An 8,376-nucleotide genomic window follows, 5' to 3' on the forward strand; every position below is an offset into this window, starting at 1 on the left:
CGTATATTGTGGATCAACATCATTTGCTGCTAATTGAATGCTTCCTTTATCTCCAAAACAAAGTGGTTGAGATATGGTTGATGTTACTGTAAAATCTCTTTCTCTTATTAAAACATCAGGAACAGAGAAGATACAAGGATTAGTAGGTACACCAATTTGCCTTATATAGACAGAATAGGTGCCAGGTGTATTTACAGAGAACACATTACTAGTTTGGTAATTGGTGCCATCTATACTGTATTCATAGCCGGAAGGCACATTGTTAACAGTTATACTTCCGTTTGTTGTACAGATAATATCTGTTGAAACCACAGTTGGCACTAATAAATTTTGATAGACATTGAAGTAGAATTGATTAAAACATCCACCAGGATAATTGATGGTCAATCGGAATTGTCCTGCAGCATTTGCTAAAAAGTCTGTACCAGTAGCAACTTCATTCCATGTACAAGTAGCATCTTCGTTAGCACAATCAGGATTTGAAACGGCAGCACAGCTAGATTCATCTAATTGTTCCCATATAATGGATATAGAATCTGAAATATTGGTTTCAATAAATCTTGAATCATCTGCACCACATAAAAATATGTTTGGTAATAGTTTGCCATCATTAGGGCAAGTAACCACTTCATCTGCATAAGGAATAACAGGATTTTCAATATCACCACCAAAGAGTTCGACTTCAAAAATTTGTTCTATGGATTGACATGGTGCTGTAGCTGTATTAAATGAATAATATGTTCCGGTGTTATCTACTGTTATGGTTTGTGTATTACCAATAACTGGTGTTCCAGAAGGACTTGTTGACCATGAATAAGAATCATATCCATCAGCAGCAGTAAGTTCTACTGTATCACCACATAAAACGATTTCTTCTAAAAATTCACAATCTAAATCTGCTAAGAAGTTTGTAGCTTGTGGAGTTAAAAGACAGCCTGTATTACTATTTAAACTAGGGTCGTCTGTAATTTGAAAAGTAGGATTAAAAAATCCGTTATAGGTTGCAAAAGCTTGATTATTGATAATATTAGAACAAGCATCAGCAAGATCACCACAACTATTCACCACTTCAACTTCGATACGAATTTCGTAACGTGGATCGTTTTCTTCCACAAGAGAGTTGTCAATATTAAAGACTAGTTCACGTGTTGTAGGATTGTAACTTGCAACCGTAACACCAGGTGGTAAAATTAAATCTGTTGGATGATTGTAAATTATATTAATAGGAAGAATATCTCTTATTTGAAAGTTGGTAGCATTATCATTACCTACATTTTGAAAACCAATAACATAATTTAATTGCGCACCAAGATCTACTAATTGTCCACCAATATCATTACCAGCATCATCTTCAACAATTTTTGTAAGTACAATATCGGGTTCTATAATTTCTACAGCAAATGCAAAGAAATATGGAAAGTAAGTATCTCCACTGGTTTCTAAACGAATTGTACCAGAAGTAGCATCGTTTGCAATCACTGAATTCCCTGGGTTGGGAATAGCAATTGTACCAGTATCAAAACCAAGAGTGTTGGTGCTATTGGGCACACGATTGTTGACAGGAGTAGCATCTAAGCGTGTAACCGAGCTATTAAAAAAGTTAGAAACAGGACGATCTGTTGTTGACAAACTAACACCATTTAATCTTAGACGATCACCTAAAATTGGACTATCACCTTCAAGCGTAGCAAATGCAAAATTCGCTCTAACAGGAGCCGGAGCCGGAACTGTTCTAAAGCCATTAACAGGAATATCTAAATTAGGATTCCCACCAGGAACACTTATAGCACTAAATCCGTCAAAACTGGTTATAGATTTACCAGGAAGGGTAGGGTCTTCATATACTATAAATAATGACCAACCAGCAGATTGTCCTGTCCCATTATATGGAGTGAAATTTGCTGTTTCACCTACACCAGAAGAAACATTGGCAACAGTATAGGTTCCTAAGTCAGCACCAGAACCAAAACTAGTTACAATGTTTGTTACATCTGCAAAACATGCATAAGAAAAACTATCACCACCATCTATAGTACTGCCATTAGCATCAAAAATAATTGTTCCAGTAACATCATTATAGCCACCAGAGGGTCCTCTAAGTTTTACATTGGTTATAGGTGCTGTACCAGGATTTACAGCTCCCCAATATAGACCTGCATATATAATTCTGTAACAGTTAGGGTTTGGAATCTCTAAATCTGCACTAGATGAACTAAAAGTAGAAGGATCACTATCTATGTCAATATACTGCATATTGACATTATGATTGTAGACATTTCCGTTATTAAAAGGATTATTGTTTGGACCGAGAATATTATTTCCGATTAATACAATATCTCCTTTTAGGTCTTCATTAAATCTTGGTGTAAATGGCACATAATTTTGTGCATAATTTAGCACGCTAAAGCATAGTGCTATTACGATTACGAATGTTCTTGAAAAAGTAGGTTTTTTCATGATACTTGTTTTTACTTCCTCTTAGCTTCTTGTGGGGCAATGAAACTGAGAAGAAACTTGCTTAACTTATTAATTTTCTATTTTCACGAGGGTCATTTTTACATTATATGCTTTATTTCCTTTAGCTTCCATGGCTTTATTGGCTTCGCTAATATTATCAAACTTATTTTGGTAAATGTAATATTTACTAGAGCTTACATCGTAGAAGAAATCTACATTAGCTTGTCCAGACGCTACAACTTTGGTTAAAAATTCGTTTCTCTTTTTAATGTTACTATGCACAGCAATAATGAGGTAATATCCATTTTCTGTGTTACTTACATTTTTAAGTATCTGAATATTTTCGCTTTGTTCTTGTCCAAAATCAAAATCTTCAGAAGTGTATGGTGTTTCACTAGGTTTAGTAGTTCGTTTTATGTTTTTCAACATTGCTCTATCTTGAGTATATCTATCTTGCTCATTGTCATACGCAGCACGTTTTATACGTCTTCGTTTTTCAAACTCTGTTGCTGTTTTAATTGTTTCTAATCTTTGGTCTAACTTTTCTCTTAGATCAACAATTTTTTTCTGTTCTAAACTTAATCTATCTATTTTCTTTTTGTAGAATAGATTCACTTCGTCAAGCTCAGTAGTTTTGTATCTTTCCTCATAAAGTGTTTTTAAAGATTCAATTTTTTTACTTTGATCCTTGATAACTGTATTTAAGTTTGCTTTTATAGCATTAAGTCTGTTGTTTTCTTCGGTAACACTTTTAAACGGTTTTGGCTGCACAGTAACGCCTTGGTCGCTTAAATCGTTTTCTTCTTTTAAGTCCTTTAAATCTTCGTCTTTGGTTTCAACAATGGTTTCAAGATCCTTAATAAGTCTTTTTTGTTCAGTACTAGATGTTTCAGCATCTTTAGCTAGATTAGCAATTGTTTTTCCTAGTTCATCTTTTGGGTTTTTAATTGCTTCTTCAGCTTGTTTTTGAGCAGCAAGTTCTTCTTGACGCTTCTTAATACGAGCTTCTGCTAATTCTTTCTCTCTTTGGAAGACTTCCTCTTTTGCTTTTTTCTCAGCCTCTTTACGCGCTTTTTCTTCTACTACTTGTTTTGCTTTTTCAGCAGCTTCCGCTTCTTCTTTTATTTTTTGTTCAGCTAATAATTTAGCCTCAGCTTCTTCCTTGGCTTGTTGCTCCGCTAATAAACGTGCCTTTTCTGCAGCTTCTTCGCGCGCTTTTTCTTCTGCTAATTGTTGCGCTCTTGCTTGTGCTTCTGCTTCTGCTTTTGCCTTTTGTTCAGCTAAAAGCTTGGCTTTAGCTTCAGCCTCTTCTTTAGCTTGTTGCTCCGCTAATAAGCGTGCCTTTTCAGCAGCTTCATCACGCGCTTTTTGCTCTACCAATTGTTGTGCTCTTGCTTTAGCTTCTGCTTCTTCTTTTGCTTTCTGTTCAGCTAAAAGTTTAGCTTCAGCTTCTTTCTTAGCTTGTTGTTCTGCTAATAAGCGTGCTTTTTTCGCTTTGGCTTCACGTTCTGCCTTTTCTTTTGCTAGTTGCTGTGCTTTTTCTAATGCATTAGCTTCTGCATCCCTTTTAGCTTTTTCCTCAGCCTCACGATTGAGTTTTGCTTGAGCTCTTCGTTCTGCAGCGCGTTCTCTTATGCCTTCAAGTTCTTCTTCTGTAGCTTCTACAATAGGTTTGGTTCTTTTCTTTGTAAATAAGCCACTTACTTTTTCATCTCCGTTATATTTGTATTTTTTCTTAGTTATGAATCTATAAGCCAAAGCGACATCGTGTGAGGATCCAAATTCAACCAATTCGCCAATAGATTTTTCAATATTATATTCTAATGCAATGTTTTTTGTGATGTTAATGCCAATTCCGCCAGAAACTCCGTAGTGATTGTTATAACCTATCTGAAACCAAATTCCTTTTGGTACATTTAAAGAGGCAAGACCTGAAATTATAGTTTGATCTTTTCTGAATTCTGTCATAAGAATTCCAGATAATTTAGTATCCTTAAAGAAGCCTCTGCTATTAAAATAACCTGTATGCATTACATGTGCTTTAATGCCTTGTTTTGGATTATCTTCTATCATTGAAGATGTTTCAAAATTGTAGAGCACAAGGTTGTTGATAGAAATACCAAAGTCTAAAAACTCTGTACCATAATTAATACCTGGATTAACGGTAAGTAAGAAGTTCTCAGGAACATTCTGTAATGAAGGATCGTCAAAATTTGTAATAACATTAGAAGTGTTAACACCACTTTTATAAGCACCAACGTTAAGACCAAAGGTTAAGTTGCTATCTGTGTTCAACTTAACATTATAGGCAAAGTTAAGTAAACCACCAAAGGTTGTTAATACACCATAATTTTGTTGAAAAGCAGCAATACCAGCACCAATATTTTCTGAAAAACGACCAGAAAAACTTCCTAAAAACATTTCTGGTGCATTCTCAAATTGTATCCAATCTCTTTTACTATTAAAGCTAATGTATTTGTTTTGTTCTCTAACAAATGTAAACGTTGGGTTAATGTTATAACGATTAAAAAACAAAGAATTTCTTAATGGTAAATCAAAAGCAACTATGCCATCATCTTGTTGAGACAATACCAACTGAATTGAAAAGGATAATATGGTTAGAATCAATAGGCGTGCTTTCATTTTATTTCACTATAGTTATTGATCCTTTTTTTACTTTACCATCTGTTGTCGTAATGATATAATAGAACAGTTGGTTGACACTTTTTAGATTTAAATTATACTCAGGCCAATTGTTTTGATAGTCTAAGGTTTGAAAAACCAACTTGCCTTGGTCGTTAAGTATAACTATCTCAGTGTTTGTTCCGCTGGTATATTGTAATGGAATAACCCAAGTGTCATTAATCATATCTCCATTTGGACTGATAACATTTGGTATTTTTTCTACATCTGGAAAAGGCTCTATGCCTTGCTCTATAACAAACTCGTAAGTTCTTGAGCCATTACAACCGTCAGTTTCTGTAATAACGACTCTATAATCTCCAATTTCTGTAGCATCATAATAGCTTTCAGTAGCATCAACAATAATTTCATTGTTTAAATACCATACAAATTCAGGACTTATAGCATTTGTTGTTATTTCAATACTTAAAGTTTCATCCTCTAAAATTTGATTAACGTCATCTACATTAATGGTGCTATTAAAAAGCTCGCTCACTAAATCTATAGTGCCAGAAGCAGAACAATCACCTAAATCTACTTGAACTGAAAACATACCAGACTCATTAGTTTGGTACATTTGATTTGTAGCATTAGGTATTTCTTCACCATCTTTAAACCATTGATAACTAATACCACCTATGGTGCTTAATGTGGTAAGACCTTGTTCTGGACAATATGGGTTGCCTAAACTAGATACAATTGTGGCATCTGCCTCACCAGATATACTAACTTCACTAATGGTAACGCGATTAGAAAACGAATTAGATGTACAACTACCATAATTGGTTTCTACAAAATAAGTACCTTCTTCGCTTACTTGTAAAGTAGAACCTTCAGCAACAAACACAGAAGTGGTGGCACTTGTTTCTTTATACCAATTAAAGGTTAAAGAAGGGTAATTAAGTGGTGAATCGTTATTGCCTGTACCAGGATTATCTATAGTAAGTAAATAACTGCCACCAGTACAATAAGCACCAGTAGAAACTAAATTATTAATTGTAAATGGTGAATCTTGAAGCTTGTAATAAGCGGCAAAAGCAACAGAAGCCGAACTTGTAGCTACAGGCGAACTGCTCTTTATACGAATTCTATAATTTTCGCCAGCTGTTGTTTCTGGTAAAGAAAAATTAATAGTAGCAGGTGAGGAGGTTATCCATCCTGGAGAGGAGGTATAAACCACTTCTGCATTAGAAAAATCACCATCAGCATCAGATAATTCAATTGTAAATTGATTTGAAGCATTTAATGCAGATTCAGGTGAAAATATAAAAGTTGTACTATAAGAATTAAACGAATCACTAGCACAAGCCTGACTAAACCCTAAATTGGGTTGACCAATTACCATTTGTGCATAAACTTGTGCTTGTACCAGAAAAGCTACCATAAGGCACAAGGCAATAAGCAGTTTATTTAATTTAGTGTTTTGAGGCATGCTATTAGGCTGTAATTTTTTATGCTATAGGCTGTGATATTAATTGAGGTTATTACCTATTAATCTTCATCGTCATCAATAAAATCATTTGATGCAATAATTCTATTTACTTGTAATCTAAAATCAGGATTTTTTGTACTCGAAGCTGCTATAAAGGTCTCTGAATCTGAGCCTTTTGCATAAAGATTATTAAAAGCTCTACTGCCATACCAACTTTCTAAGTCGTCATTGTTAGAATATCCTTTTCTAAAAATATTTCCTTTACAATTATTAAAATAAGTTTTTGTAAACTGTATTTTTTCTAGATTTTCATTGTTTAATTTAATTTGGTCATCTAAAATAACAGCAGGATAAAAGCCAGAGATAACGCTTTTGTTTATTGCAAATGAAGCGTTAGCACCAACGTAGATGGCTTCTTGTACAAGGCCAACTTCCATATCTGACATAATATCGTTAGAAACATTAACTAAGGTTAAATTTTCTGCATTAACAAATGTTTCTCTTTTAGAGGTGTCAGACTCTTCTTTTTTATCATAAGATTTTATAACTAGACACCTAGATCCGTTTGCGCTAGATACATAAGGTGATCTTATAGCTAAAGAATTGATAAGTTGTGATTGAGCACCGTAATTAAATTCATAATCATTGCTCTTAGATCTATAAGAAACTAATCTTTCTAAAATTACTGAACCACCAATTATATTGAAAGAATTACCAGCACTATAGCTTACCATTACATTTTCAATTACAGTATTATGACCAACACCAGCAAGTGTTAGCGCATTTAAATAACCAAACTTTTTAGTTCTTTTTCCAGCAAATTCTATTCTTACGTACTTTAAAACACCCGAATCACTCTGTGCATTATTACCACCATAAGCGATATATTCTGTAGAAGAAGTGTTGAGTCCATAATTAAGTGACGATAATTCACCATAAGTATTTAACGGAGCATCACCCAAAATAAAGATACCTCCCCAATCTCCAGGCTTTTTACTATCTCTACTAGAAGTAAAAACTATTGGATCTGTTTGAGTGCCTTCTGCTATTAATTTTGCACCTTTACTTATGATTAAAGACGCTTTAGAATCAAAATCACCTATAATTTTTGTACCCGGTTCTATAGTTAGTTTTGCACTATCAGTAACAAAAACATCACCTAAAAGAAGGTATACATCTCTTTTTAGCAATTTTGTATCCTTAGATATTTTTCCACTTAAAATTTGAGTAGGCTCACCATATTCAGGATGACTAGGTTTAAACTCAGTCCATGAATTTAGCCAATTGTTATAGCCAATAATTCCTTTTTCTTGCTGTGCAAAACAATTGCTTAACACTAATAGAAAAATAAGCGCGGTTTGAATAAAATTTTTCATAGTAGTTAAATTTGTTTGTTAGATTTTATGGGGTTTTATATAACAGTTTCAAACTTAGGAATTAATCCCATGAAATACAAGAAATTATCGATGAAATGCATTAATTTAATATTGAATTAATATTTTTCTTACAATAAATTTGATTTTTGTTACTTTTTGAAGTAAAATAACTTATTGTTTATCAATTGCTTGTATTATGTGTATTTTGTTAAGAGCTTGATTTTAAGATCAATTTCAATAATTATTAGAGATTTACACATAAAGGAAATCATCTAAAGGCAAAAAAAGCCTCACAAATATGTGAGGCCTAAAAACAAGAAATTATTAAATAAACTAACTAATCTAATCTTCTTTAAAATCGTTATATGTGTGTAATGCTTTTAATGTAGATTCATAAAACAAAATCGCAGCTATTAAGTCGTTTGTGTC

At 33.4% G+C, this 8,376-nt stretch carries 3 protein-coding genes and 1 pseudogene; all 4 read right to left on the reverse strand.

Annotation, left to right across the window (positions count from 1 at the left end):
* A pseudogene (locus N4A42_RS07495) lies at window positions 1–2,457 on the reverse strand (chromophore lyase); the annotation flags it as partial.
* A gap of 69 nt (window positions 2,458–2,526) precedes the next feature.
* A complete protein-coding gene (locus N4A42_RS07500) occupies window positions 2,527–5,100 on the reverse strand; it encodes a PorP/SprF family type IX secretion system membrane protein (RefSeq protein ID WP_294072178.1) in 2,574 nt (857 codons plus the stop codon).
* 1 nt (window position 5,101) lies between these two features.
* On the reverse strand, window positions 5,102–6,571 hold the full coding sequence (locus N4A42_RS07505; protein WP_294072181.1) for a gliding motility-associated C-terminal domain-containing protein: 1,470 nt from the start codon (window positions 6,569–6,571) through the stop codon (window positions 5,102–5,104).
* A gap of 59 nt (window positions 6,572–6,630) precedes the next feature.
* Window positions 6,631–7,947: a hypothetical protein gene (locus N4A42_RS07510; RefSeq protein ID WP_294072184.1), complete on the reverse strand. Its 1,317-nt coding sequence runs from the start codon at window positions 7,945–7,947 to the stop codon at window positions 6,631–6,633.
* Window positions 7,948–8,376 lie beyond the last annotated feature (429 nt).

This window comes from Winogradskyella sp., assembly GCF_025210595.1.
GTDB lineage: Bacteria > Bacteroidota > Bacteroidia > Flavobacteriales > Flavobacteriaceae > Winogradskyella.

Bases quoted from the DNA above. Each gene is read 5' to 3' on its own strand.
- N4A42_RS07500 (WP_294072178.1), bottom strand. From the start codon at position 5,100: ATGAAAGCACGCCTATTGATTCTAACCATATTATCCTTTTCAATTCAG.
- N4A42_RS07505 (WP_294072181.1), bottom strand. From the start codon at position 6,571: ATGCCTCAAAACACTAAATTAAATAAACTGCTTATTGCCTTGTGCCTT.
- N4A42_RS07510 (WP_294072184.1), bottom strand. From the start codon at position 7,947: ATGAAAAATTTTATTCAAACCGCGCTTATTTTTCTATTAGTGTTAAGC.